General features: G+C 70.8%; 22 protein-coding genes. 7 read left to right on the top strand and 15 right to left on the bottom strand.

Annotated elements, in window-relative coordinates:
• Positions 1-9: 9 nt before the first annotated feature.
• Genes ABD708_RS03750 through ABD708_RS03730 form a run of 5 tightly spaced genes read right to left on the bottom strand, consistent with a single transcriptional unit; the run spans position 10 to position 7,247 of the window.
• Entirely contained in the window at positions 10-1,734 is a 1,725-nt protein-coding gene (locus ABD708_RS03750) for a hydantoinase B/oxoprolinase family protein (protein WP_344751941.1), read from the bottom strand.
• Positions 1,731-3,827, bottom strand: a complete 2,097-nt coding sequence (locus ABD708_RS03745) for a hydantoinase/oxoprolinase family protein (protein ID WP_344751940.1) — start codon at positions 3,825-3,827, stop codon at positions 1,731-1,733. Before ABD708_RS03745 ends, ABD708_RS03750 begins: the two co-directional genes overlap by 4 nt.
• Positions 3,824-5,113, bottom strand: a complete 1,290-nt coding sequence (locus ABD708_RS03740) for a metal-dependent hydrolase family protein (protein WP_344751939.1) — start codon at positions 5,111-5,113, stop codon at positions 3,824-3,826. The genes ABD708_RS03745 and ABD708_RS03740 overlap by 4 nt, the downstream gene beginning before the upstream one ends.
• A gap of 2 nt (positions 5,114-5,115) precedes the next feature.
• Positions 5,116-6,273 (bottom strand): NAD(P)/FAD-dependent oxidoreductase, encoded by a 1,158-nt coding sequence (locus ABD708_RS03735; protein ID WP_344751938.1) that lies wholly within the window; start codon positions 6,271-6,273, stop codon positions 5,116-5,118.
• Positions 6,273-7,247, bottom strand: coding sequence for a dihydrodipicolinate synthase family protein (locus ABD708_RS03730; protein WP_344751937.1), 975 nt, complete (start codon positions 7,245-7,247; stop codon positions 6,273-6,275). Before ABD708_RS03730 ends, ABD708_RS03735 begins: the two co-directional genes overlap by 1 nt.
• 291 nt (positions 7,248-7,538) lie before the next feature.
• Here ABD708_RS03730 and ABD708_RS03725 point away from each other — a divergent pair, with 291 nt between their 5' ends.
• The 3 genes from ABD708_RS03725 (at position 7,539) to ABD708_RS03715 (ending at position 10,210) form a co-directional block, all read left to right on the top strand.
• Positions 7,539-8,564, top strand: a complete 1,026-nt coding sequence (locus tag ABD708_RS03725; protein WP_344751936.1) for a LacI family DNA-binding transcriptional regulator — start codon at positions 7,539-7,541, stop codon at positions 8,562-8,564.
• A 40-nt stretch (positions 8,565-8,604) separates the two neighbouring features.
• Positions 8,605-9,489 carry an aminodeoxychorismate lyase gene (locus ABD708_RS03720; RefSeq protein WP_344751935.1) on the top strand — a complete coding sequence of 295 codons (885 nt, stop codon included), beginning with the start codon at positions 8,605-8,607 and terminating at the stop codon, positions 9,487-9,489.
• A gap of 226 nt (positions 9,490-9,715) precedes the next feature.
• Positions 9,716-10,210, top strand: coding sequence for an FBP domain-containing protein (locus tag ABD708_RS03715; protein ID WP_344751934.1), 495 nt, complete (start codon positions 9,716-9,718; stop codon positions 10,208-10,210).
• Positions 10,211-10,241: 31 nt separating this feature from the next.
• Here the strand turns inward: ABD708_RS03715 and ABD708_RS03710 are convergent, their stop codons facing one another.
• Genes ABD708_RS03710 through hemQ form a run of 4 tightly spaced genes read right to left on the bottom strand, consistent with a single transcriptional unit; the run spans position 10,242 to position 13,820 of the window.
• Positions 10,242-11,024, bottom strand: coding sequence for a uroporphyrinogen-III synthase (locus ABD708_RS03710; RefSeq protein WP_344751933.1), 783 nt, complete (start codon positions 11,022-11,024; stop codon positions 10,242-10,244).
• Positions 11,021-11,971 carry a hydroxymethylbilane synthase gene (gene hemC, locus ABD708_RS03705; RefSeq protein ID WP_344751932.1) on the bottom strand — a complete coding sequence of 317 codons (951 nt, stop codon included), beginning with the start codon at positions 11,969-11,971 and terminating at the stop codon, positions 11,021-11,023. Before hemC ends, ABD708_RS03710 begins: the two co-directional genes overlap by 4 nt.
• Complete coding sequence (locus ABD708_RS03700; RefSeq protein ID WP_344751931.1) at positions 11,971-13,074, bottom strand: ferrochelatase; 1,104 nt, start codon at positions 13,072-13,074, stop codon at positions 11,971-11,973. The genes hemC and ABD708_RS03700 overlap by 1 nt, the downstream gene beginning before the upstream one ends.
• Positions 13,071-13,820: a hydrogen peroxide-dependent heme synthase gene (gene hemQ, locus ABD708_RS03695; protein WP_344751930.1), complete on the bottom strand. Its 750-nt coding sequence runs from the start codon at positions 13,818-13,820 to the stop codon at positions 13,071-13,073. Before hemQ ends, ABD708_RS03700 begins: the two co-directional genes overlap by 4 nt.
• A 145-nt stretch (positions 13,821-13,965) precedes the next feature.
• On the opposite strand from hemQ, the gene ABD708_RS03690 reads away from it, so the two are divergent.
• Both ABD708_RS03690 and ABD708_RS03685 read left to right on the top strand, forming a co-directional pair.
• Complete coding sequence (locus tag ABD708_RS03690) at positions 13,966-14,262, top strand: hypothetical protein (RefSeq protein WP_344751929.1); 297 nt, start codon at positions 13,966-13,968, stop codon at positions 14,260-14,262.
• Between the two features lie 130 nt (positions 14,263-14,392).
• Positions 14,393-15,295, top strand: coding sequence for a hypothetical protein (locus ABD708_RS03685; protein ID WP_344751928.1), 903 nt, complete (start codon positions 14,393-14,395; stop codon positions 15,293-15,295).
• A 61-nt stretch (positions 15,296-15,356) separates the two neighbouring features.
• Here the strand turns inward: ABD708_RS03685 and ABD708_RS03680 are convergent, their stop codons facing one another.
• Genes ABD708_RS03680 through hemE form a run of 5 tightly spaced genes read right to left on the bottom strand, consistent with a single transcriptional unit; the run spans position 15,357 to position 18,953 of the window.
• Positions 15,357-15,611: a hypothetical protein gene (locus tag ABD708_RS03680; protein ID WP_344751927.1), complete on the bottom strand. Its 255-nt coding sequence runs from the start codon at positions 15,609-15,611 to the stop codon at positions 15,357-15,359.
• Positions 15,601-15,999 (bottom strand): phage holin family protein, encoded by a 399-nt coding sequence (locus ABD708_RS03675; protein ID WP_344751926.1) that lies wholly within the window; start codon positions 15,997-15,999, stop codon positions 15,601-15,603. The genes ABD708_RS03680 and ABD708_RS03675 overlap by 11 nt, the downstream gene beginning before the upstream one ends.
• Positions 16,000-16,015: 16 nt before the next feature.
• Positions 16,016-16,357 carry a hypothetical protein gene (locus ABD708_RS03670; RefSeq protein WP_344752176.1) on the bottom strand — a complete coding sequence of 114 codons (342 nt, stop codon included), beginning with the start codon at positions 16,355-16,357 and terminating at the stop codon, positions 16,016-16,018.
• 47 nt (positions 16,358-16,404) lie between these two features.
• Entirely contained in the window at positions 16,405-17,892 is a 1,488-nt protein-coding gene (hemG, locus tag ABD708_RS03665; RefSeq protein WP_344751925.1) for a protoporphyrinogen oxidase, read from the bottom strand.
• Positions 17,889-18,953 (bottom strand): uroporphyrinogen decarboxylase, encoded by a 1,065-nt coding sequence (gene hemE / locus ABD708_RS03660; protein WP_344751924.1) that lies wholly within the window; start codon positions 18,951-18,953, stop codon positions 17,889-17,891. Before hemE ends, hemG begins: the two co-directional genes overlap by 4 nt.
• 75 nt (positions 18,954-19,028) lie before the next feature.
• Between hemE and ABD708_RS03655 the strand changes: the two genes are divergently transcribed.
• Positions 19,029-20,321 carry a glutamyl-tRNA reductase gene (locus tag ABD708_RS03655; protein WP_344751923.1) on the top strand — a complete coding sequence of 431 codons (1,293 nt, stop codon included), beginning with the start codon at positions 19,029-19,031 and terminating at the stop codon, positions 20,319-20,321.
• A gap of 54 nt (positions 20,322-20,375) precedes the next feature.
• Positions 20,376-21,002: a GNAT family N-acetyltransferase gene (locus ABD708_RS03650; protein WP_344751922.1), complete on the top strand. Its 627-nt coding sequence runs from the start codon at positions 20,376-20,378 to the stop codon at positions 21,000-21,002.
• Positions 21,003-21,066: 64 nt separating this feature from the next.
• Here ABD708_RS03650 and ABD708_RS03645 read toward each other — a convergent pair whose 3' ends face one another.
• Positions 21,067-25,254, bottom strand: a complete 4,188-nt coding sequence (locus ABD708_RS03645; protein WP_344751921.1) for a polysaccharide lyase family 8 super-sandwich domain-containing protein — start codon at positions 25,252-25,254, stop codon at positions 21,067-21,069.
• Between the last annotated feature and the right edge of the window lie 42 nt (positions 25,255-25,296).

Raw genomic sequence — 25,296 nt, 5'->3', positions numbered from 1 at the left:
TGGTGCGGATCACCCGCCGGCGCGAGCTGCGCGCTCCGGGGTGGGCTCCCAGGTGCCGTCGTCGTGGACGACGACGCCGTAGTGCTGTCGTGCCGCGTCACGGCTCACATAGCCCTCGGCCACGTCGGCCAGAACGGCCTGCGGGTCCCGATCGAGGGGGCTGCCGTAGCCGCCGCCGCCCGCGGTGCGGTTGATGAAGCGGTCGCCGGGCGCCATCGTCGCCCGGAACATCCCGACCCGGCGCTGCCGATCGGTCCCCGGCCACAGCACCATCTCGCTGGGCTCGGGCTCCTCGCCGCCGGCCAGCGCCCAGGGGCGGGTCTTCGTCTTCTTCTTCATCGAGAGCACCTCGCCGGGCTCGGTGTACCGGACCTCGCGCAGCACTCCGACGCCGCCGCGGTGGGTTCCGGGGCCGCCGGAGTCGGGGATGAGCTCGAGACGCTCGTGGAAGATCGTCGACTTGTGCTCCAGCACCTCGATGGGCGTGTTGCGCACGGTGGTCTGCGAGGGATGCTGCTGAGCGTTGCCGCCGTCGTGGGTCCGCGTCGCTCCCCAGCCGATGCCCTCGTTGTTGCTGATGACGAAGTCGGCGTCGGTGCGCGAGTCGTGCCCCAGCGCCATGAATCCGGGCTCATCGCCCCCCGAGGACGCGGGCAGCTCATCGAGCGCCTGGGCGAGCGCCTTGTGCATCAGCTCGGTGGCCACGATGGCGCTCCACTGCGTGAAGGTCGCCGCAGGATACTGGGCGTTGAAGATGCTGCCGGGCTCGGCGATCACCGTCAGCGGCTTGAAGTGCCCGGCGTTGGACGGCTCCCACGGAGTGGTCAGGCTCTTGAACACCGCCTTGACGATGCCCTCGGTCGCACCGATCGGCAGGTTCACGGGGCCGGCGACCTGCGGCGAGGAGCCCGTGTAGTCGGCCGTGATGCGGTCGCCCTCGATCGTCACCGTCACGGTGATCGGGATCAGCTCGTCGGTGATGTTGTCGTCGTCGATGAAGTCGGATGCCGTCCAGCTGCCGTCCGGCAGGGCTGCGACGGCCCGACGGGTGACCGCCTCACCGTGCTCGATGACCTGCGCGATCGCCTGCTCGACCTCGGCGACGCCGAACTTGGCCCAGAGCTGATGCAGTGCGCGCTCTCCGACGCGGATGGCTGCCAGCTGCGCGTGGAAGTCGCCGAGCGTGAGCTCGGGCAGCCGCGAGTTGAATCGGATCAGCTCGGCGATGTCCCGCACGACGGCACCGCCGCGCACGATCCGGGTGCCGGGGAAGATCAGGCCTTCCTGGTGCATGTCCGTCGAGTCGAGCACGTAGCCCGGTGCCTTGGCGCCCAGGTCCATCCAGTGCGCGCGCACCGCCAGGAACGCCGACGGGGCCGTCGAGCCGCTCTGGAACACGGGGGCGAAGAGCATCGCATCGTAGGCGTGCGCCCCGCTCCAGTACGGATAGTTGAGCAGGTAGACGTCCCCGGGCTCCATGTTCCCGATGCCGATGTAGTCGGTGCCCTCGATGAGGGCGCGGTCGTTGGCGCCGAGGAAGTGCGTGATGCCGCTGGCCTCCGCCATCAGCTCGCGCTGCGCGGTGTAGAGCGAGATGCCGAAGTCGAGCACGTCGTAGATCACCGGGTTGAACGCGGAGCGCACGAGGGTGCGCCGCATCTGCTCCGCGGCCGAGACCACGTAGTTCCTGATCACCTCGACGGTCGCGCCGTCGAGCCGCTGTGCATCCGTCATCGTGCTCCTCCTGCCGTTGCGGCGAGTTCGTCGTCCGAGACCCCGTCCGCCGGCGCGAGGCGCCGGATCGCGAGGTTGCCGTAGTCATCGACGATCAGGTGCTGGTCGCTGAAGAAGACGGTCGTGCTCGTGCCCTCCTCCACGACGGCGGGTCCGACGATCCGGTCGCCGGCGCGCAGCTCGTCGCGCTCGTACACGGCGAAGCCACGCCACTCCGACGCGGCGACGTCCCAGGCGTCGCGGCTTCCGCTCGGGCGCGGAGCGCCGTCGCCCGCCGGGATCATGCTCAGCGGCGGCTTGGGCTGCTCGCCGATCGAGCGCAGCCGGATCGAGAGGATCTGGCCTTCCTCGTCCATCGCGTGCCCGTGGCGGCTCAGGTGCAGCGCGTTGAAGCGTGCGAGGATCTCGGCCGCGGTGTCGCCCGGGGCGTACTGAACCGGCAGCGCGTGCTCCTGCCCGCGATAGCGGACATCGAGGGTGCGGACCAGCCGGCGCTGCACCACGGGGACGCCCTGCTCGTCGAAGAGCTCTTCCGCGGTGCGCCCGAGCTCGGCGAACCGCGTCTCGATCCGCGCCAGCGCGTCGTCGTCGAGCGGCAGCAGCGCCGTGGTCGCGAACTCGTGCTCCAGGTCGGACATGAGCATGCCGAATGCCGAGAACGCCGCGGGCACGCGCGGCACGAGGGTGGTGTCGATCTCCAGCTCGCGTCCGACCATGGGACCGATGAGCGGCCCGGCACCGCCGAAGGCGAGCAGGGTGAACTCCCGGGGGTCGAGGGCGCGCTCGATGGTGATCTCCCGGAGCGCACCGACGGTCCGAGCGGTCAGGATGCGGAAGATGCTCTCGGCCGCGCTCGTGGTGTCCATGCCCAGCGGAGCGGCGATGCGCTCCGCGATCGCGGCCCGCGCGGCATCCGCGCTGACCTCCATCTGCCCGCCGAGGAAGCGCGCGGGGTCGAGGTACCCGAGCGCGAACGCGGCGTCGGTGACCGTGGGCTCCGTCCCGCCCTTGCCGTACGCGACCGGGCCGGGCACCGCGCCGGCCGAGCGCGGCCCGACTTTGAGCAGCCCTTCGTCCATCCAGGCGATCGAACCGCCGCCGGCGCCGATGGTGCGGATGTCGAAGATCGGGATGAGCAGCGGCAGACCGTCGATCGCCGCCTCGTGCACCTCACCGGGCTGTCCGTTCTCGATGACGCAGGAGTCGACGCTCGTGCCGCCGACATCGAACGACAGGATCTTGTCGATGCCGAGCTCCCGGGAGAGGAAGGTCGTGCCGACCACGCCGCCGGCGGGCCCGGACAGCACGGTCGTCAGCGGCGCACGGCGCGCGAGCTCAGCGGTCATCGCGCCGCCGCCCGAGCGCATGATGTGCAGCGGGGTGCGCAGGCCGGCTGTGACTAGGCCCGACTCGAGAGCGCCGATGTAGTCGTTGAGCACCGGTCGGATGTAGGCGTCGAGCACCACCGTGCTCGTGCGCTCGTATTCGCGGTATTCGCGTGTGAGGTCGCTCGAGATCGAGACGGCCACCCCGGGGAAGGCCGCGCGGAGTCGCTCGGCCGCCGCCTGCTCGTGCGCGGGGTTCGCGTAGGAGTGGAGGAACGCCACCGCGAGGGACCGCAGCCCGTGCTCCTCGACGAGCACGCGGCCGGCGCGCTCGACGGCGTCGAGGTCGAGCGGCGTCACCTCGTCGCCCTGCGCGTCCAGCCGCCCGGGGACCCCGAGCCGGTGACGGCGCGGCACGAGGGGCGCCGGCCGCTGATAGCTGAAGTCGTACATGTGCTCGGTGGGGATGGCTGCGCGGGCGATCTCGAGGAGGTCGCGGAAGCCCTCGTTCGTGATGATCCCCACGCGCGAGCCGTTGCGCTGGAGGATGGCGTTGAGCCCGAGCGTCGTGCCATGGGCGAACGAGTCGACCTCACCGAGCCCGACGCCCAGGCCGGACACCGCGGCCAGGACGCCGCGGGCGGGCTCCTCCGGCGTGGTGGAGACCTTGTGGACGGCGATGGCGCCGCTCGCCGGATCGTAGGAGATGGCGTCCACGAAGGTGCCGCCGATGTCCACGGCGACCTTGAGCTGCGGGGCTGCGGTCATGAGTTGCTTCCTGTCTTGGCGTCGATGAGGTCGCTGCGCACGATGCGGCCGCCCTGGATGACGGTGCCGATGGTGCGCAGCGCCGAGACGGTCGTGGTGGGGTCCTCAGTGGTCAGGACGATGTCCGCGGCGAGTCCGGGCCGGATCGAGCCGAAACGGTCCTCGGCGCGCAGCAGGCGGGCCGCCTCCCAGGTGCCGGCCCGCAGGGTCGCGGCCACCGGCAGGCCGGCCTGCTCGAGGTACTCCATCTCGCGCACCGCGCAGGACGTGCCAGCGTGCGGCTCGCCCGGCAGGTAGTCCGTACCGGCCACGATGCGGATGCCGCTCGCATCCAGGTCGTCGGTGATGGCCCGCGTGAAGGCACGCTGGATGCTCGCCAGGTGGGTGGGGTGCACGCGCTGTGCGAGCTGGACCTGCCACTCGGTGAAGCCGTGGTCGCGCATCCACTGCGGTGAGCTGGTGACGGAGAGCGTCGGCGTGAGATAGGCGTTCTTCGCCGCCATCGCGTCGACCGTCTGCTCGTCGAGGTCGTAGCCGTGCTCGAAGGCGTTGATGCCGACCTCGAGGGCCTCGCGAATCGCCTCGCCGCCACCGGCGTGGGCGACGACGTAGGTGTTCTGCTCCGTGGCCGCGCGCACGACCGCCCGCATCTCGTCGGCGGTCATCTGCGCCCCGTTGAACGACTCGTCGGCGTGCGCGATGCCGCCGGTGATGAAGACCTTGATGTGGTCGGCGCCCGCTTCGAGCTCGCTGCGGGCGGCCTTGAGGAACTCATCGGCTCCGTCGGCGTACACGCAGGCCATTCCCTTGCCATGGCCGCCGGTGATCCCGATGGCGCGGCCGGAGGCGAAGATGCGGGGGGCTTCCATCCACCCCTGCTCAACAGCGCGCCGGATGAGGATGTCGGCCTGGTTCTGCTCATCGAGGGTGCGGACCGTGGTCACTCCGGCCAGCAGGGCGTCCCGCGCCCGTGAGGCACCGCGCAGCGCGGAGTCGCCCGCGCTCTCGTTCACGTCGGTCTCCGAGAAGGGGTAGACGATGGTGAAGTGCGTGTGCACCGAGACCAGGCCGGGGAACACATAGCGCCCGTCCAGCTGGAGCCGGTGCTCCGCGTCCGCGGGCGGCTGCGGCGTGACCGCGCCGATGAGCCCGTCACGCAGTTCGACGGCGTGGTCGCGCAGGACGGCTCCGGTCAGGACGTCGACGACGTGACCGCCGACGAGCCACAGCGAGTCCGGGTGCCCCGGCATACCGGGCAGCGGGCGCGCGATGTTGGTGTTGCGCATGTTCAGGCTCCAATGGGTGCGGTGGCGAGCAGGCGGGTCGGGGAGAACGCGCTCACGTCGGCGATCGGCGCGGCGCCCGCGATGTCGTCGGCGATGGCGTGGGCCCACAACGGGGAGAAGGTGAAGGCGTAGGTGCCGCCGACGATGTGGAAACCGGGCGCTCCGCCCACCGCGCCGACGACCGGCATCTCATCCGGCGTCGCGGCGAGGGGACCCGCCCAGGCGCGGGAGAGCCGGGTGCCCGCGAGACCGGGCAGCACGCGCCGCACCTGGGCGATGTTCCCGGCGACGCTGTCGGGGCTGACGGGAGAGATGCCGCCCAGCGCGAGGTGGGCAGCGGGCCAGCCGCCGCCGATGACGATGCTCCCCGAGCCGACCTGCTTGACCGAAAGCCCCTCGCCGATGTGCTGCACGAGGTGGTTCAGCCGGCGCGGGATCCGGACGCTCTCAAGCATCTGGATCGCCAGGGGGGCGAGGCGGAGCTCGATTCCCGCCATGACGGCGACCCTGTCCAGCCAGGGCCCGGCCGCGTCGATGACGATCGGGGTGTCGACCGTCACGGCGGTGCTCTCGACCGTCCAGCCGGATGCCGTGCGCTCGATGCGGTCCACGGGGCTGTGGGTGTAGACGCGGGCGCCGCGCTTCCGCGCCTCCTCGAGATAGGCGGGCGTGACGACGAGATTGTTGGCCCAGCCATCCCATGGGCACCAGGTCGCCGCCAGCACATCGGCGGAGAGCTCGGGCACGCGCTCGCGTGCCGCTGCGCCGTCCAGGATCTCGGTGGGGATGCCCGCCGCCGCCTCCCAGGAGGCCTTCTCCCGCAAGCGCTCGAGTTGCTCGGCCGTCTCGGCGACCGTGAGGCCGCCTCCGACGGTGATGTCCAGCTCGCGTCCCAGCCGTTCCTCGAGGCCCCGCCAGAGGATGCTCGCCTGCGCCTGGAACGGCACCAGGCCGGCGGTGTCGACGGGGATCGACTGCTCGGGGCGCCCGGAGTGGATCGCCTGGATGTGCAGGTTGCCCGCCGTCGTGCCGGAGCCCTGGCGGTTCGGCGCGCCGCGCTCGATGAGCACCGCGTCCACGCCGCGGGCGGTGAGCTCGTACAGCACCGCGGCGCCCACGACGCCTGCGCCGACGACGACGGCGTCCGCCGTGGTGCGCATCAGAGCACCACCTGTCCTGCTTCGTCGGGGACGAGCAGCCCGCCATCGCGCAGGATCTGCGCGATGTCATCGAGCGCGCGCGGATCGGCGAGCGGGAGCAGCGGTTCGCGGACCTGCCCGCCTGGCTGCTCGAGCAGCCGCATCGCGGCCTTGAGCTGCGGCACGGGCGAGGCGAACACCCCGCTGTAGTCGGGGTTGATGAGGCGGCCGCTGATCGCGCGGTACTTCTCCAGCCAGAAGGTGGCCAGCTCCCGGTCGCCGGCGGCGACGGCGTCGAAGAAGGGGACCCCGTACGGCGCCCCGATGCCTCCGCCGTCGATGGCGCCATCTCCGCCGAGGCCGAGCAGCACGGCCAGGCCGCGGTGGTGGATGAAGCTGCCGAACACGCGGACCTGCTCCACCGTCGCCTCGAGCGTGTCGAGCATGGCGATCCAGTCGCCGGTGCTGTCCTTGATCGCAGCCACCTGCTCCAGAGCCGCGAGCTGCGGCATCAGGCCGGGCACGCGGGCGAGGTCCACCGCGACGCCCCGCGGCCAGTTGTAGACCATGAACGGGAGCGCGCTGGCGCTACTCACCCGGCGATAGAACTCGAGGGCCTCCGCGCCCGAGGGATGCGCGTACGGCGGAACCGTCGCCAGGACTCCGTCCGCGCCCACGGCCTCGGCGTGCTTCGCCAGCGCACCCGATTCGGCCGCCGTGTAGGCGCTGACCCCGACGACGACTGTCGTACGACCCGCGACGGCTTCCACGGCCGTCTCCGCGACCCGGCGGCGCTCGTCGGGGCTCTGCGAGAACCATTCCCCGGTGCTTCCGTTCACCAGGATGCCGTGCACGCCGTTGGCGACGTACAGCTCCATAAGCTCGCGCAGCCCGGACTCGTCGAGCTCTCCGTCGGCGGTGAAGGGGGTCGGGGATGCCGGCCAATAGCCGTGCCAGTCCACGTCGTAGCGGTTCATCGGTTCCATTCGGGTCATGCACGCGGGCGCCGTCGAGAGCGGGCGTCATCGCAGTTGGTGCGAACGATTGCATTAGCTTGCATCGTCGATTTGGGAAAGCCAACCCTCGAAATCCGAAATTTACGTCTCGAAATATGGCGGAAACGCGCAGCATCGGGGGAGGCGCGATACCGCGGGAGAAGTTTGGCGGATCACTCCTCCTTCCGTATGATGCAAACGGTTGCATTTCCACGGCGTTCTCCGACGCCCCGCACGGCACTCCCGCCGCCGCATGGACGCAGCCACCCCAAGGAAGGAGTCGGCTGCAGCATGGCTGTGACGCTGAAGGATGTCGCCGAAGCGGCGGACGTCTCGCTGAGCACGGCCTCACGCGCCCTGCGCGGCTCCCCACTGATCTCGGCCGAGACGCGGGCCACGGTGGAGGCCGCGGCCGCCGGACTCGGCTACCGGATCAACAGGGCGGCCAGCGCGCTGCGGTCCAACCGCTCTCAGCTCGTCGGCCTCGTCCTCAACAATCTCGTCAACGCCTCGTTCCACACCATCGCGGAGGTCGTCCAGAAGCGCCTGGCCAGTGACGGCTATCAGCTCATCCTCGGAACGACCGACGCCGATCCCGGGGTCGAGCGACGTCTGCTCGAGACGCTCGCCGACCACGGGGTCGATGGCGTCATCATCATCGGCACCGGGCAGAACGCCGACCTCAGCAACGGCTTCCTGGCCGACGGCATCGCCGTCGTCAACGTCATCCGCTCGTCCAAGGACAGCGCCGCGCCGACCGTCCTGGCCGGCGACCGGGACGGAGCCTTCGACGCGACCGACTACTTCCTGTCCCAGGGCCACCGGGTCATCGGCTACATTGGCGGCCCGGAGAGCGCCGACTCCGGACGCGACCGCTTCGCGGGGTACGCCGATGCGCTCAAGGAGGCAGGCATCGAGGTCGACGAGCGGCTCGTGGTCAGAGGCCCGTTCACGCAGGAGTTCGGGGCGGAGGCGATCCAGACCCTTCTCGACCGGGCACCGGACATGACCGCGCTGTTCGCCGCCAACCACGAGTCGGTCTTCGGCATGCTGCCGGGGCTCACCTCGCGCGGCATCCGTATCCCCGACGATCTGTCCCTCATCTGCTACGAGGACATCCCCTGGCTGGAGATGTGGCATCCGCCCATCACCGTCGTGGACAACGGATCACGACAGCTCGCCGAGCTCGCCGTCGATCTGCTCATGCAGCAGATCAACAACCGCGGCTCGGAGCTCGGCGGCGACCGCATCCGCCGCACCTACCGCGTCGGCGCCCAGCTCGTGCATCGCGCGTCCTCTCGGCCCCTGGGCGACTGACAGCCCGCGGGTGAACGTCCCGCTCAGAAAGGAACACCCCGTGACCTCCCCCGTGGTCGTGCTCATCGACTCCCCCACCGACCCGGACGCGGCCCCCGCGGACTCACTGCGACTCGTCGACGCCCGCGCGCCCCACATCGACGTCATGGACCTCGGCATCACCCGCGGCGACGGCATCTTCGAGACCGTCGGAATCATCGACGGCCGCGTGCAGTCGGTCGACGAGCACCTGCGGCGCTTCGCGCGCTCCGCGGCGCTGCTCGAGCTGCCCGCCCCCAACCCCGAGCTCTTCCGCGCGGCGGTGGAGCTCGGCATCGCGCACCTCCCCGGCGTCGGCGACGCGTTCTGCAAGTACGTCCTGACCCGCGGCCGCGAGGGCGGCCCGCTGGATCCCACCGGCTACGCCTATCTCGACGTGAACCCCGACTGGACGCGCGAGCGCACCATCGGCATCTCCGTGGTGCTGCTCAGCCGCGGCTACCAGTTGGACGTGCAGACCGCGGCGCCCTGGCTGCTGCAGGGCGCCAAGACGCTCTCCTACGCCGTCAACCGGGCCGTCCTGCGCGAGGCCGGACGCCGCAACGCCGACGATGTGATCTTCACGACCACCGACGGCTATCTGCTCGAGGGCCCGACGTCGAGCCTCGTGCTGCGCTTCGGGGACGAGCTCGTCACCCCCGCGCAGAGCGGCGGCGTGCTGCATGGCACGACCCAGATCGGCACCTTCGAATGGGGCTCCGGCCGCGGCATGCGCACGGGCTACCGCCACGTCCGCGTCGAGGAGCTCGATCATGCCGATGCGCTCTGGCTGACCAGCAGCCAGCGCCTGGCCGCGCCCGTGAACGCGATCGATGGCCGGGCCCTCGCCGTCGACGCCGACGAGACGGCGTCGCTGAACGCGTACCTCCGCGGGCGACAGCTCTAAGGAGGCCGACGCCGCGGCGCCGTGCGAGAAGTCCGCGCAACCGCTCCCGCCTTGTTACTCTGGCGCGGTGAGCTTCTCGTCCGTCGTGCCCGCGGGGCGTCAGGAGGTCGTCGGCGGCTCGTCCGCCGGCATCAGGTAGGCGACGGCCACGCCGTCCCCTCCCCGATCCTGACGAACACCCGCTCCGGCGCCCCTGCGCGCCGGGCACGACGAGAGGCGATACCGCATGCTCCCGATCACCGAGAAAGACCTCCGCGCGTCCTTCGTGAACACCAGTCGCAAGGAGACCGCCGACATCACCCTTCCCACGTGGTTCGATGACGCCGACTGGGCGGTGCTCGACTACCTCGGCTGGCGCGACCCGAAGATCGCACGCCGGGCCTATGCCGTGGTCCCGGCCGTGGACGGCGGGCCGGTCGGCATTCTGCTCCAGCGGGCCGAGGCATCGCCGCGCACCCGGGCGCAGTGCTCATGGTGCCGGGACGTCAAGCTGCCGAACGACGTGGTCTTCTACAGCGCCCGGCGCGCCGGCGCGGCCGGACGCAAGGGCAACACCGTCGGCACCCTGATCTGCCAGGACTTCGAGTGCTCGCGAAACGTGCGGAAGACCCCGCCGCTCGCATACGAGGGCTTCGACGTCGAGGCAGCGCGCCTGCAGCGCATCGACGAGCTGCGGCTGCGCGCGGCGGGCTTCGCCGACACGGTGCTCGCGGGGTCCTGACGACGGGGTCCCGGCCAGACGGATGCCGGCGCTACAGCTCCGAGCGCGACGCCTGCACGATCGCGTCGATGAGGGAGTCCGCGGAGCGCTCCGAGGCGACCAGGTCGACGCCGAGGCCGTAGCCGCCGGCGTCCCGCGCGGTCTGCGGGCCGATCGCCGCGATCAGGGTGCCCGTCGGGATGGGGGCGAGCTGCTCGGCGACCTGCTGGGCGACGGAGCCGGAGGTGACGAGGATCGCGTTGACCTCCCCCGCCCGCACGGCGGCGACGATCTTCTCGTCCACGGGCACGCCAACGGTGCGGTAGGCGACCACCGGGTCCACGCGGTGCCCCAGCTGCACGAGGCCCTCGGTGAGGGTGGGCTTCGCGATCTCCGAGCGCAGCGTCAGCACACGCAGCCCGGCGACGCCGCCGGTCGCCTCCGGCCACTCGGCGAGCAGCCCCTTGGCGGAGTTGTCCCCGGCCGGGACGAGGTCGACCCGGTAGCCGGAGGCCGCGAGCGCGGCGGCCGTCGTCTCGCCGACGGCGGCGATCCGGGTGCTGGAGGGGATCACGGCCTGATAGCTCTGCAGCACATCGACCGTGGTGGCGCTCGTCACCGTCAGCCAGTCGTACTCCCCCGCGGCGAGCCGCGCGAGCGCGCGGGTGAGGGTCTCGGTGTCGGCGGTGGGAGCGAAGTTGATCATCGGCGCGACCACGGGCTGGGCGCCCTGGGCGCGCAGATCGGCCGCGACCGTGTCGCCCCACGGGCCGCCCCGCGGCACGAGGACGCGCCAGCCGGCCAGCGGCTTCTCGGCGATGCGGGCTTCGGTCATGCGAGCTCCTTCGCTCCGGCGGCGAGCAGTTCGTCGACCGCGCGCTGCGCGACCTCCTCGGCGGCGGCGAGCAGGTCGAGCGCCGCGGTCGAATCGGGCACGGCGGCGTGGCTCGCGGTCAGCACGGCCGAGCCGTCGAGCGCGTACACGGACGCGGTCAGGAACAGCATGCCGTCGTCGACCATCGCGCTCGCCGCGACCGGTGCCGCGCAGCCGGCCTCGAGGCCGGCGAGCACGGCGCGCTCGGCCGTGACGGTCGCGCGGGTCGTCGCGTGGTCGATCGCGCCGAGGCCCGCGGCCAGGGCGCGGCCGACGGCGTCGGATGCCCGTTCCTCGCGCACTTCCAGGGCGAGAGCGCCCTGGCCGGGAGCCGTGGGCCAGTCCGACAGCGAGAAGCGCTCGGTGACGGCATCCGCCCTGCCCAGCCGGTCCAGGCCGGCCGCGGCGAGGATGATCGCGTCGAGCCCGCCGGCGCCGACCTTCGACATGCGCGTGTCGATGTTGCCGCGCAGGCCGGGGTCGACCACGAGGTCGGGGCGCCGCGCGCCGAGCTGGCTCACGCGACGAGGCGAGCCGGTGCCGACCCGCGCGCCCTCGGGGAGCGTGTCGAGGGTGAGGCCGTCGCGGGCCACGAGCACGTCCCGCGCGTCGGCCCGACGCGGGATCGCGCCGATGACGAGGCCCGGGTAGGCCGCAGTGGGCAGGTCTTTCAGGGAGTGCACGATCACGTCGACGTCACCCGCCAGCAGTGCCTCGCGCAGCGCCGAGGCGAACACGCCGGTTCCGCCCAGGCTCGCGAGCGCCGCCGTCGAGGTGTCGCCCTGCGTCGTCACCGTGACGAGCTCGACCTCGAGCCCGGCCGCCCGGCCGAGCGCCTTCGCGATCTGCTCCGTCTGGGCGAGCGCGAGCGCGCTGCCGCGGGTGCCGACACGGATCGTGTCGGCCATCAGGCGTTCGCCTCGGCCTTCTCCTGCGCGGGCGCCGGAGCGAGGTAGGTGCCGACGGCGGCATGGTCGGGCCACGGGCCGAGCGCGGTCAGGTGCGGGCGCTGCTCGACCGGGACGTCGTTCAGCCGCTCCTCGACGAGGTCGACGAGTCCGGCGACGAAGGCGGGGTGGACGCCGGAGGTCGGCACGCGCTCGAAGCCGAGGCCAGCCTCCTCGGCGCTGGCCTTCGCCTCGTTGTCGAGATCCCAGAGGACCTCCATGTGGTCGCTCACGAAGCCGAAGGGCACGACGACGACCGCGGTCGTGCCGCCCTGGTCGCGCAGCTCGCCGATGACGTCGTTGATGTCGGGCTCGAGCCACGGCACGCGCGGATCGCCCGAGCGGGACTGGTACACGAGCCGCCACGGCGACGCGGCGCCTACCGAGGCGGTGACCGCCTTCGAGATGACCTCGGCGAGGGCGAGGTGCTGCGCCTCGTAGGCGCCGTGCTCGCCGAACTCGGGGCCGGAGGCCTTGGCCGCCGCGGTCGGGATCGAGTGCGTCGAGAACAGGATCGTGACACGGGATGCCTCGTGACCGGCATCCGTCAGCCGCCGCACCGCGGCCACGGTGCCGTCGATCAGCGGCGTCACGAAGCCCGGGTGGTCGAAGTACTCGCGGATGCGGTCGATGGAGGCTCTGTCGGTGAGCTCGTTGACCGCGAGCGCCTTCTCGAAGTCCTCGCGGTACTGGCCGACGCCCGAGTAGCTCGTGTACGCGCTGGTCACGAGGGCCAGCAGGCGGGTGTCGCCGTTCGCGGCCGCCTCGGCCACGGTGTCTGCGAAATAGGGCGCCCAGTTGCGGTTGCCCCAGTAGACGGGAAGCTCGATGCCCCGCGCCGCGAGCTCGCGCTCGAGCGCCGCCTTGAGTGCGCGGTTCTGCGCGTTGATCGGGCTGACGCCGCCGAAGTGGCGGTAGTGGTGCGCGACCTCTTCGAGCCGCTCGTCGGGCACGCCGCGGCCCGCGGTGACGTTGCGCAGGAAGGGGATGACGTCGTCCTGGCCCTCGGGGCCGCCGAAGCTGGACAGCAGGATCGCGTCGTATGGGTAGCGATGGTCGGTCAAGAAACAACCTCCGGGATTTCCGCCGTGGCGATGCGTCGGCCGGTGAAGAACGGCACCTCTTCACGAACGTGCAGGCGCGCCTCGGTGTAGCGCAGCTCACGCATCATGTCGACGAGGTCCGACAGCTCGTCGGCCTCCATCGGCAGCAGCCACTCGTAGTCGCCGAGCGCGAACGCGGCGACCGTGTTGGCCAGCACCCCCGTGAAGGCCGCACCCTTGCGGCCGTGATCGGCGAGCATCCGCCGCCGATCCTCATCGGGAAGCAGGTACCAGTCGTAGCTGCGGTTGAAGGGGTAGACCGTGATCCACTGCTTGGCGTCTTTGCCGCGAAGGAATCCCGGAATGTGGGCTTTGTTGAACTCCGCCGCGCGGTGCACGCCCATGGCGTTCCACGTGGGGAGCAGGTCTTTGAGCAGGGCCGTGCGGCGCAGCTCGCGCGTGACGGCCTGCAGGTCTTCGGGCACGGGGCCCCAGATCCAGAACATCAGGTCGGCGTCGGCCTTGAGGCCCGAGACGTCGTAGAAGCCGCGCACGGTGACGCCGCGGGCGCTCGCGTTCGCGACGACGGCGTCGAGCTCGGCAACGGCGGCGGAGTGATCGGATGCCTGAGCGGGGGTTGCCTGACGGGCGGGGTCGCGGCGCAGGACCACCCACAGCGTGTAGCCGTCGGGCTGGACCGGGGTCTGGTCGGCTGCGTCGGCGGGGTTCGAGGCGGATGCCGCCCCCGGAACGGCCGAGTTCGTCATGGCTCCCAGTCTCTCCCTCAGGGCGCCGTTCAAAAAATCCGGGGGCCTGAGAGGGCATCACATTCAGGTAACTCTGCGTGTGCGTACGGCCCCCTCGGGGCATCCGTCGAATAAAAGCACGTGAAGGAGCGTTATTTCCATCGTTATGAGCACTGAGCGCACCCCGAACGCCGGCGGGGCGCCGAGGGTTCCTCGTCGCAGCCGCCGCCGCAAGAACATCGAATTCGTCGAGCACCTGACCGGTCAGGAGCAGATGCTGATCACCTTCCCGTGGAGTAGGAACCTCTCCGCGGCCGAACGCGAGGAGTTCGCGGACGCCCTCGCCAACCACCCGTCCTCGTTCAGCAACGCCCAACTCGAGGCGCTGATCGTCTCGTGGAAGCGCCGGGCCCAGCTCGCGCAGGCCCGAAGCCAAACTGCAGGCGTGACTCGCGCGGCGTAGTTTCCCTAGGTTCTCAAGTCGTCGCCACTTTCTGCGGCCTCCGCTCGTCGGAGGTGACGCAAAGTGGCGACGACTTCTTGCATGTGGATAAGCAACGCAGCCCCGCGGCGGCTTCCGCCAGGGTTCTGGCATGCCGAGGCCGCCCCGCCCCCTTCCTGCGCCCCTGACCTGGGGGCCGTTCACCGTCTCCGAGGCCAGGGGGCACGGCGTCTCAGAGAGCCGACTCCGCGCCAAGGACCTCTCGGCGCCGTTCCGCGGGGTTCGGGCCCCGGGCCGCCTCGATTCGGTCATCGAACTGTGCACGGCATACGCGGCCCGGATGCCTGAGAGCCAGTACTTCAGCCACCTGACCGCCGCTCAGCTCTGGGGCTTCCCGCTGCCGCGCGCGCTCGAGGAGCCGCTGCCGGTGCACGTGTCCGCGGTGGCGCCGGCGCGCGAGCCTCGGATGAAGGGAGTCGTCGGCCACCGCGGCGTGTCAGGTGCGGGCATCCGCCTTCTCCTCGGTCTGCCCGTGCTGGCACCCGCTGAGACGTGGCTGCAGCTGGCACCGTTCCTCGGCATCGACGACCTCATTGCGGCGGGCGATCGGCTCTTCAAGTGGCGCGACCATCTCGTCACTCGAGATGAACTCGATGAGGCGCTTCAGCGGATGACACAGCAGGCCGGGATCCGGAAGGCGCGGGCAGCTCTTCGCGAGGTGCGGCAGAACTCGAACTCCCCACGGGAGACCAAGCTGCGGCTGCAGGCGCTGCGGGCGGGGTTCCCAGAGCCCGAGCTCAACGGCGAGATCAGCCTTCCGAACCGGAAGCGCACCTGGGGCGACCTTGTCTATCGGAAGTGGGGCACGCTCATGGAGTTCGACGGGGAACAGCACCGCACCAAGCTGCGGCAGTGGAATCGGGACGTTGATCGGCTCAACGATCTCGTCGAAGCCGGCTGGCTGAACACGCGGGTCCGAAAGGACTCGCAGGACCACCTGGAACGACTCGATCGGAACCTTCGCCGCCGCGGCTGGCGGCCCGGCCTCAGGTGATCGCCAGTTCCCGCGGCTTCCTCAGAGATGAGGCCGCAGGAAAGTGGCGACGACGTGCTGCTCAGCGCGAGCGGCGCACCAGCACGGTGACGCCGAGCGCAACCAGGCCCGCGGCCACCGTGCCGACGGCCGAGAGCCCGGCGAGGAACTTGCCGGGGTCCTCTGCGCGCAGCCGCCGGATGCGCTTGGGGATGTTGACCTTGTCCTCGAGCTCGGTGAGCGCCGCGACCAGCTCGGCGCGGGCGCGCTCGACCTCGGTGGGCGTGCGGGCGGCTGCGCCGCGCTCGGCGGCGCGGCCGGTGTAGTCAGACGTCATAGTCCCCGACCCCCTTCACGGCGTCGACGTCGCTCTTCACGCTGCTGATCGTCTCTTTGGGGGTGGCCGAGCCGATGCGCTTGAAGAAGGAGATGCCCGCGATCACCAAGATGGCGATCAGAACCAGCAGGATGCCGGCGACGATGAGGGCGGCGGCCCACGGCGGCACGATCAGGCAGAACGCCAGGATCGCCGCCGCGATGAGCACCGGGACGAACAGCAGCAGAAGCAGCAGCGCCCCGAAGAACAGGCCGATGCCGATTCCCGCGACCTTGCCCTTGGCGACGAGTTCGGCCTTGAGCTGGTTGACCTCGGCGCGCACGAGCGCCATGAACAGCTGCGGCAGCTCGCTGATGAGCTCCGGAAGAGAACGTGCTCCCTGTGCCATGTTCAGCCCGCGCCGTTCAGCCGTCGAGCGGTTCCGACCCGGACGCCGACTCAGCGGCCGACTCCGCCGCCGCCGCTCGTGCCGCCCTGGCCTTGGCCTGGGTCTCGGTGGTCTTGGCCTGCGCGCGGTCGATGGCCGCGCCCGTCAGCTTGCGAACGCCGTCGAATACCGCTCCGGGAATATCTCCGACCTTCTCGGCTGCGTAGTCCTGCGCCGCGTGCACCTGCTTCTGGATGCCCGGCGACTGCCACACCTTGTTCGCGGCGGCCGCGATCTGGTCGTACCTCTTTCGCCCGGCACGTGACCCCAGCACATAGCCGACGGCCAGCCCTGTAACGAAAAGCAGCTTGCCCTTCATCGACACCCCCGCGATCTACTCGTTCGGTTTCTGATCAGGTTTCCAGCTCAGCTCTCGCCGACATCGGTCAGCTTTCGCCAGCGTAGCCCACGGATGCGGGCCGCCGCCTCCCTCGCGTGCGGAATGACGGACGCCAGGCCGGTACCCGCGACCCACCCGCCCGTAACCTCCAGGCCCGGGACCTTCTCGACCTCGGCGCGCAGCGACGCGAGCCGCTCGCGCTGCCCGACGGCCGCGAGCGGCTGCGCGTTGCTCCACCCCACGCGGGCGAATCCCACGATCGAGGATTCCAAAAGCGGAATATTCGTCAGCGCGCTTGCGTCCTGCAACGCACGCGCCCTGAGCTCGGCATCCGACATCGCGATCGACCGGTTCTCGGAACCTGCACGGCCGTACGACAGCCGGATCACGTGGCGTCCCTCCGGCAGCTGCTCCGCGACCCACGCCCACTTCGCGGTGACATGCGTCATCGCCTTCGCGGTCACGAACGCGGGGTCGACGCGGTCGCTCACGAGCAGCCCCGTGCCGCGCGGAGCCGCATCGAGCTCAGGCGCGTCGAGCACGAGGGTGACGAGCTCGACGCTGGTGGCGGCAGGCCACGCGGCGCGCGCGAGCTCGTCGAGTTCGGGAGAGACGGATGCCAGCAGCGGCAGCGCCTCGGCCGAGGGAGCGTCGATCAGCACGGCATCCGCCTCGATCGGCTCCTCTTCCCCTGCGACCGTCACCTGATAGACCCCGTCGATCAGCTCGAGCCCCGTCACGCGGGCGCCCGTGCGCAGCTCGGCACCTCTGCGGCGGGCGTCCGCCGCCACCGTGTCCGGCAGGCGCCACATGCCGCCCGCGATGCCGCCGACCGCCGAGCCCGCCTTCGACGGGCCGCCCGAGCGCAGCTCGGCGACGGCGCCGGAGAGCGAGCCGGTGCGCGTCAGCGCCGGGTTCAGCCCCGGCGCGGCGACTGCGACGTCGAGCTGATCGGGCGCGGCCGAGTACACCCCCGTCGTCACCGGGGCGACCAGATTCTCGAGCACAGCGCGGCCCATGCGGCGCTCGACGAGGCGGCCGAGGTTGCGCTCCTGCCCGATCTTGAGCGGCGGCAGCATGCGGTCGAGATACGCCCGCAGCGCACCGGGCCAGCCGATCGCGGCGATGACGTCGGCGGCGAGCGGCGTGGACGGGATGCCGAGCATGCCGCCCTTCGGCATCGGCACCGCCCTGCCCGGCAGCTGCAGCCACGCGCCCGCGGCATTCGGCTGCACGACCTGGTCGCTGAGGCGCAGCTCTTCGAGATAGGCGGCGACGTGGCCGCCGCGGGTGGCGAAGCTCTCGGCACCGGCATCCACCGTGAGCTGCGCGCCGTCGGCGAGCGTGAGATCGAGGCGTTGCACGGACCCGCCCAGGCGATCGGATGCCTCGAGCAGCGTCACCTCGAAGCCCGGGCGTGCCAGCTCGCGGGCCGCGACCAGGCCGCCCATGCCGCCGCCGATGATGACGACGCGCGTGGGGTCGTCGTTGATGAGGTGGTCGAGGTCGGTCACTCGCGCCCCTCGGAGGGCGCCGAATGCACCAGCTCGACGATGCGGGTGAGCACGCCCGGGTCGGTCTCGGGCGGCACGCCGTGGCCGAGGTTCAGCACGTGCGCGGGAGCGGCGGTGCCCCGAGCCAGCACGTCGCGCACGTGCGCCTCGAGCACCGGCCACGGCGCCGCGAGCAGCGCGGGGTCGATGTTGCCCTGCACGGGCACCGTGCCGCCGAGGCGCCGGATGCCCTCGTCGAGCGGGATCCGCCAGTCAACGCCGACGACGTCGGCGCCCACGTCGCGCATGGCGGGCAGCAGCTCGCCGGTTCCGACGCCGAAGTGCACCGTGGGCACCTGCAGGTCCGCGATGTGCGACAGCGCGCGGGCGGAGGCCGGTGCGACGTGCGTCACGTAGTCGGCGAGCGAGAGCGAGCCGGCCCACGAGTCGAACAGCTGGGCGGCGGATGCCCCGGCGAGGACCTGCGCACGCAGGAAGAGTCCCGAGGCGTCGGCTGCCCAGGCCATGAGCTGGGCCCAGGCATCCGGATCGGCGTGCATCAGCGTGCGCGCGGCGAGATGCTCCTTCGACGGGCCGCCCTCGACGAGGTAGGCGGCGAGGGTGAACGGCGCTCCGGCGAATCCGATCAGCGGCGTCGAGCCGTCGCCGATCGCCGTGAGTCCCTCGACGGTGCGGGCGACGCCGGCGGCGACCGGCGCGAGGTCGTCGACCGTCAAGGTGGGCAGAGCTGCGACATCCGCCGCCGTCCGCACGGGCTTGTCGAACACCGGGCCGCGCCCGGGCGCGATCTCGACGCCGACGCCCGCGAGCTTGAGGGGGATGACGATGTCGCTGTAGAAGATGGCCGCGTCGACGCCATGCCGGCGCACGGGCTGCAGGGTGATCTCGGCCGCGAGCTCGGGAGTCAGGCAGGACTCGAGCATCGAGTGGCCCTTGCGCACCTCGTGGTACTCGGGCAGCGAGCGGCCCGCCTGCCGCATGAACCACACAGGGGTGATCGCGGGGCGCACCCCGCGATACGCCGAGATCAGACGGGACGGGGCGGCGGGCGCGGAACTCACGGGTGGATTCTTCCAGCCCTGGCTGAGCGCAAGGGTCGGGCATTCTCATAGCAGTCCCGCGTAAACTCGGAGACCATGCTGTTCTGCTTCACGTCGAGCCACCGCACGGCGGGGTTCGATCTTCTGGATCGCCTCGAGCGCGGCGCGGATGCCGTGATCGACGCGATCCGCGCAGAGCAGGCGGTCACCGGCTCTGTGGTGCTCGCCACCTGCAACCGCTTCGAGGCCTACCTCGACGTGGATCTCGCACAAGTGCAGCTGCCCGACCACGCCGCTGCGGGCCTGGTCGACCTCATCGCGGGCGCCGCCGACGTGGCCGCCGACGAGCTGCGCGACGGCAGCGAGCTGCTCGGCGGCGACGCCGTCGCCTCGCACCTCTTCGCCGTCTCGAGCGGCCTCGAATCCGTCGTCGTCGGCGAGGGCGAGATCGCCGGCCAGGTGCGCCGCGCCTACACGAGCGCCCGCCGCTCCGGTGCCGTCACACACGAGCTCGAGCGCCTCTTCCAGGGCGCGAGCCGCACGAGCCGCGGCGTCAAGAACTCCACCGGACTGATGACCCAGGGCCGCTCCATGGTGCGCCTCGCACTCGACCTCGCCGAGAGCCGCTTCGCCGACTGGTCCGCCGTGCGCGTGCTGCTCGTCGGCACGGGGCGCTACGCCGCGGCGTCGCTCGCGGCGCTGCGCGAGCGCGGGGTGACGGATGCCGCGGTGTGGTCCCGCACCGGCCGCGCGCAGGCCTTCGCCCTGAGCCATGGCATCGCGGCCGTTCCCGCCGACGGGCTGACCGCGGCCGTGGCATCCGCCGATCTCGTCATCACCTGCACCGTCTCCCCCGCCCTCGTCGTGACGCATGCGATCGTCGACGAGGCGATGGAGCTCGCAGATGTCGACAAGAGGCTGCTCGTGGTCGACCTGGGCCTGCCGCGCAATGTCGAGCCCGCCGTCGCCGAGCTCGAGCGCGTCGAGCTGCTCGACCTCGAGACGATCTCGCTGCACGCTCCGTTGGAGGAGCTGCAGGCGACCGATTCCGCCCGCGAGCTCGTGGGGGCCGCCGCGGCCGAGTTCGCCGCGAAGTCGGCCGAGCGCGACGTCGAGCCGGCGCTCGTCGCCCTGCGCCAGCACGTCTTCGAACAGCTCGAGGCCGAGATCGCGCGGCAGGCGTCACGGGACGTGAACGGCGACATCGAACGCGCCCTGCGGCACCTCGTCGGCGTGCTGCTGCACACCCCGAGCGTCAAGGCGCGCGAGCTCGCCCGTGACGGCGACGCGGCCGCGTTCATCGAGGGCGTCGCCGCCGTGTTCGGGGTCGAGCCGGGTGCTTCCGTTGCGGAAAGCAACGTGGCGGAACAGGGACTCGAAACGGCTTAGGCTTGCCCTTGGGTGGGGTGCCCAGACTCCGCCCGCACGGGAGGGAGTGCCATCATGACCGACACCATCGACCAGCCCGCGCCGGCCACTGTTCCGTTCGACGCGTGCATCGTCACCACCGACCGGCTCGTGCTGCGCCCCTTGACCATCGACGAGGCGACCGCCGCTCACAGCGACTTCGCGCTCGCCAAGAAGGTCGTCAAGTACCTGCGCTGGGAAGTCCGCGACCACGACGACGAGCAGAGCAACGGCTCGGCATCGAAGCGGCTCGTCCAGAGCGCGAGCATCAAGGACAAGGGCGACGGCCTCGCCTGGGCCGTCGAGTTCAAGCAGGCCGACGGCTCGCAGGGCGGCGAGATCGGCGACGTGGCCCTCTTCGCCAAGAGCGTCCGCAACGCGCAGTTCGAGGTCGGCTGGGTGTTCCACCCCGCCATTCACGGGCGTGGGCTCGCGACGGAGGCGACCACGGCCGTCATCGACCTCGCGTTCGAGAAGATGGGCGCGCACCGCGTCTACGCCGAGCTGGATGCCCGCAACGAGGCATCCGCTCGCCTCTGCGACATCCTCGGAATGCGTCAGGAGGCGCTGCTCAAGGAGCGCGAGATCGTCGACGGCGAGTGGCACGACGTGGCCATCTACGCGATCACTGCAGATGAGTGGAAGGCGCGCGCCGCAGCGTAGCGACGCCGCCGTCTCGGCACGAAGATGGGGAGGAGCTGCGCTCCTCCCCATCGTGTTCTCCGGCTCAGCTGGCGGCCTTCCAGGGACCGTTCGGGTCACCGGGCGCCTGATTCCTCGTGTACCACTTGGCGAGGTACTCCCGGCCCTGATAGACGGCGGTGTCCCCCGCCTGGAAGATCCGCGATGCCGTCCAGACCGCGGTTCCACCCGGCGTGACCAGGGTCTCCTGCCATGGCCCGTTCGGGTCCCCCGGCTTCTGGTTCTGGGTGTACCAGCTGGCGAGCCACGTGGAGCCGGCGAAGCTCACCTGGTCGCCTGCGTGATAGACCGTCGACGCGTCCCAGGCCGGTGCGTCCGGCGCTGAGGGCATCGCCAGGCCGCCGATGGCGCTGCGCAGCTTCGCCGCCGCCGCGTCGATCGCCGTCTGCGTGGGCGTCGTCGCCTTCAGCGCATCCTTCGCGCTTTCCAGCGCCGGCAGCAGGGGCGCCCAGCTCGCCGGCGTGAAGCGCGTGCTGTCGAACCCGTTCGCCTGGTCGACGAGCTGCTGAAGAGCGCTCGTGTCGACCGGGATCACGATGGGGCACCACGCATACTCGTCCCCGTTGCCATGGGTCACGAGAACCGAGGTCGACCCGGACTTCCCCGTCTTCAGGTCGTAGGCGACGGAGCCGTCGCTGCCGACGCGGGGGCCGCCGGTGATCGTCGCGACCGTGCTGTCCAGAACGTGTGCGGCGAAAGTGTCGCCGCTGTCCGCCGGGGAGATCTTCGCGGTCACCGTCGCCGCGCTGTTCGGCGGGGCTGCGACGGTCGCCGGGCACGTCAGACTGTAGCCGCCGTAGACCTCGAACTCCCAGATGTTGAGGCCGTACTTGGTGGCCGGCGCCCCGATGACACGGACATAGCGAACGGATGCCGTCGCGAAGTCGACCACGTCCCGGCGATGATCGGCGGTCCCCGTGTTCTGAACGTGAGCCAGCTGCGTCCACTGCTGCCCGTCCACCGACCCCTGGATCTGGTAGTCCGTCGAGTTCCCCGTCTCCCACTCGACGACCGCCTGCGACACGGGCTTCACGGCTCCGAGATCAACGCGGAGCCAGTTCTGCGTCGAGTACGGCGCCGCTCCCGTCGGCCGGGCGGAGGACCACTTGGTGCTGGTCGAGCCGTCCGTCGCCATGGTCGGAACGATGTTGGAGAGGTTGTTGTAGACACTGTCGGCCGTCGTGGGCTGGTTCAGGGCCAGGTTCACCCGAGCGCTCGCGGCCGGCGCATTCGCGACCAGGTCGTCGCCGTACACCTCGAGCTCCCAGATGGAGACTCCGTATGCGGAGAGCGCGCGCTTGACGGTCTGGACGCGCAGGTACCGTCCCGTCGCATCGACCTTGACGAGATCGGTGCCGCCGTCGCTGCCTGCTGCGGGCGTCGCGTAGGCGTCGCGCCAGCTCGTCCCGTCATCGGAGACCTGGATCTTGTACTGGCTCGCGTACGACGCCTCCCACGAGATCCGCACCGTGCCGATCGCCCTCACCGATCCGAGATCGACCTGGAGCCACGAGGTGTCGGGGCTCCCGGTCCTGTCGGCGATCCAACGGGTGGTCATGTTCCCATCGGTGGCGCTTCCCGGGCCGGTGCCGTCCGAGGCCGTGGTCGGCGCTCCCAGAGCCAGATTCACGCTCGCGTCCGCCGCGAACTCCCGAACGGAGAAACCGCCAGAGCCCGGGTCGTCGACGAGCAGAATCCGCACGAAGTTCGCCGGTGTCGCCGGGAAACCGACGTGCTGGTGCCCGCCCGTGACGTTCTGCACCAGCTTCTGATCGGTCCAGTCCGTACCGTCGCTCGAGGTCTGGATGAGATACCTGGCGGGATACGCGTCGCCCCAGTCGATGTCGATCCCCGCTGCGACGGATCCCGCGGCGAGGCGCTCGCTGAGCCACGGGCTCTCGCCCGTCGACTGCCACGTCGTGCTCGCATCGCCGTCCCCGGCGAGAGCGGGCCCGTGGCTAGAGGCCGAACCGCTCGCGGCATACGGCGAATCGACTGCGCCTTCGACGGCGAGCGGCTCGGTCACGGTCTTGCCCAGCTCGGCCCCGGAGCCGAGGACGAACGTGGCGCCCGCGGCTGAGCCGGGCCCCGTCAGAGCGACGTCCACCAGGAGCCCGGGCTGACTGGGGTTCGACACGCTGACGACCGGCGTGCCGCTCGACTCGTTGAGGATGACGATGCTCGGCTGGCTGACCGACAGCGTGCGGCCATCGCCGAGGCCGAGCTTGCCCGCCTGATAGAAGGTCGCCATCGTCACCTTCGATCCGGCATCCCGCACCGCCTGAACCGAGGTGGTGTTCTGCAGGATCTTCACCGCGGGCTTGGCGGCGTACGCCGCGGTCTGCTTGGCGGTCGCGGCGGGAAGGACGATGTACTCGTAGCCGGCGTTCGTCGGATTCACGCCGTGGTCGAAGTAGAGGGTGAAGGCGTTGTGGGTCTCGGGCTGACCCCCGTAGTAGCTGCCCGTCTGCGGCTTGTCCGAGACCGTGACCGGGCTGTCACCGGGGAAGACGTAGCCGACCTTGTCGTTGTACGCCCACGACGGGTTCGCCACGGTCTGGGAGTCCGTGCCAGCCGCGACGGCCTTGCCGTCGACGGACGCGTTGCCCATGGCGGCGACCTGGTTGACGGTGGTGTCGACCTCGGCCGTCGAGGTGGATCGGATTCCTGCGCCGAGCGCGACCATCTCGTCATCGAAGGAGAAGTAGCTCTTCTGCGCCTGCGTGTTCGCGCGGTCGAGGCTCTCGACGCTCGCGCCGTAGGTGCCGTCGGAGACGCCGCCGGTGAAGCTGCCGCCGTTGCTCGAGCGGCCGTCCGGCCCGAGCGTCGTCTCCTTCACATAGGGCGCAGTGGTCCCGGGGTAGTGGTACCAGTCGAAGCTCGGGCCCAGAGCGGTGTACTCCTTGCCCGTCACCTGGATCGCGGTGGCGCCCGCCTTGCTCCACACGATCTCGTTCCCGACGTCCTTCCGCAGCGTCGAGCGGTACTCGCTGCCGACCGTCCGGCTCGAGTTGAGGCTGGTGAAGATGCCGTAGTCGTCCCGCAGGTGGGACGAGAACTCCGAGCGCCAGAAGTACTTGTCTCCCGTCACGCCGTTCCCGCTCGCGGTGCCCCGGATGTTGTCCGCGAGCTGCCGGTAGGCGGTCGCGTACAGGGGGTCGGTGCGGGCCATGCGATCGAGCGGGTCGAGGAACACGTCGCTGTACGTGGTGATGCCGTCGACCGTCGTCGCCGGCCGGTACAGCAGGTAGAGCATGCCGATCTCGCCGCGGATCATCCAGCGCGTGCCGTCGATGATGTAGAACGCGATGGTGTCCAGCTGATCGCGCGTGAACGCGAGGCTCGTGCCGCGGGCGGCATCCGCCCACATCGCCACGGTCGTGAACAGCGCCATGCCGTAGCCCTCGCTGTACAGCTGCGCGCCGTGGGCCCAGAACGACGCGTCCGGTTGGACGGCCTCCTGCACCGTTCCGGAGTCGTCGACGGCCACGGTCTTGACCATGGTCGCGAAGCCGGCCCTGATCTGGTCGGCGTTGCGTGTGGCGATCGCCCGGTAGAGGTAGTCCGAGGTGCGCCACGCGCCGTTGGCGCCGGCGGGGTCCAGCTTGCCCTGGTTGTGCTTGATGGCCAGGGCGGCCGTGTCGCCGCTGAGGACATCGCCGAGGAAGATCGAGATGCGGCCCATGGCGATCGACTCGCCGATCTCCGTCTCCCACCAGTTGGTGTTGCCGGGGTTCACCTGATCCCAGTACGTGAGGGCGTGCTCTTCCGCCGTCACCAGGCTCGCGTCGTGATAGCCCGGCGCGTCCTTGTCCTGATAGGCCTGCGCGATCGCGACCATGCGGTAGAGCGCCTTGTAGGCATCCCACGTCTTGCCGTTCGCGGAGCTCGTCGTGTCCTGATAGTTCACGTCGGACCAGGAGCCGTCCGGGTTCTGCGAAGCGACGTAGTCGAGCGCTTCCGACGTCTGCGCGAGGTAGATGCCGTTCGCGATCTGCACCTCGTCGCCCTGGCTCAGGTAGTAGTCCTGCAGGCGGCCGATGATCGTGTTCACGTCGGAGTCGAGGTCGGCGGCGTGGCTCGGCGGCGCGCTGAGCCCGACAGAGCCGAGGGCCGTGGCGATCATCACGACCGCCGCGGTGACCACGCCCCAGAGGCGACGGCGACGGGACGGTGTGCGGACGTTCTCTGAGGTGTTCGGATAGCGCGTCATTGCGCAGAGCTCCTTGGTGACGGGTGGGTGGGACGAAGGGCG

The organism is Gryllotalpicola koreensis, assembly GCF_039538185.1.
GTDB classification, from domain to species: Bacteria; Actinomycetota; Actinomycetes; order Actinomycetales; family Microbacteriaceae; genus Gryllotalpicola; species Gryllotalpicola koreensis.
This window is presented reverse-complemented; position numbering and strand designations above follow the sequence as displayed.